This is a genomic window from Nocardioides sp. CPCC 206348, assembly GCF_048654705.1.
Lineage (GTDB): Bacteria > Actinomycetota > Actinomycetes > Propionibacteriales > Nocardioidaceae > Nocardioides.
Map to the genome: position 1 here is coordinate 1 of NZ_JBMCZA010000147.1, position 892 is coordinate 892.

Here is an 892-nt window from a genome sequence, read left to right on the forward strand (position 1 = left end):
GCGAACCGGGTGCGCGCGGTGACGGCCTCACCGACCATCGGCGGCGCGGGCGACACGCTCAGGGTGGGGCGCACCGCAGCGTCCGCAGCCGGAATGGCCAGCGTCAGCGAACCCGTCAGCGCGGTCGCCAGGACGAGCAACGCCCCGAGGACCCCACGCACCATGGCCCCAGTCTGTGGCGCTGGCGCCCGTCATTCACGTGAACGAGGACCACCCGGGACCAAGGTCCCGGGTATGTGAACCGACCGACGTCCGGGCGACACGGCCTCGCGCCCGGATCCGGTGGGCTAGTTTGACCCGATGAAGAGGCAAGCGATCAGCCTGAACGACTCGGGCTGGCTCCGCATGGAGACCGTGGCGACCCCGATGCAGGTGGGCATGCTGGCGACGTTCTCGAAGCCGGAGGACGCCGGACCGTCGTACCTCTCCGACCTGGTCGACCGGTGGCGAGCCCATCGCGAGTTCCAGCCGCCCTTCAACTACGTCCTGCACGGATCGGCGATCCCCCGCTGGGAGCAACTGCCCGACGACGCCATCGACATCGACTACCACTTCCGGCACTCCGCGCTGCCGGCTCCCGGTGGCGAGCGCGAGCTCGGCATCCTCGTCTCGCGCCTGCACTCGGCGCGGATGGACCGCCGCTACCCGCTGTGGGAGTGCCACGTCATCGAGGGCCTCGAGGGCGACCGCTGGTCGATGTACATGAAGGTGCACCACAGCCAGATCGACGGTGTCGGCGGTGTCCGCCTGCTTCGTCGTACGTTCTCGGTCGACGGCGACCAGCGCGACATGCTGCCGCTGTGGGCGATCGGCGTCCGCGGCCCCGACCAGTCGGGCGTACCGGCCGTCCCGCGCTCGAAGACACCGGTGAAGCCGAGCCGCAAGGTCGTCA

The 892-nt window shown here is 70.2% G+C and carries 1 protein-coding gene; it reads left to right on the forward strand.

The window, feature by feature from the left end; translation table 11 throughout:
* Window positions 1–300: 300 nt before the first annotated feature.
* Window positions 301–892 (forward strand): wax ester/triacylglycerol synthase domain-containing protein (locus tag ACOADB_RS10130; protein WP_378597840.1); only part of this gene is annotated, 592 nt, incomplete at its 3' end.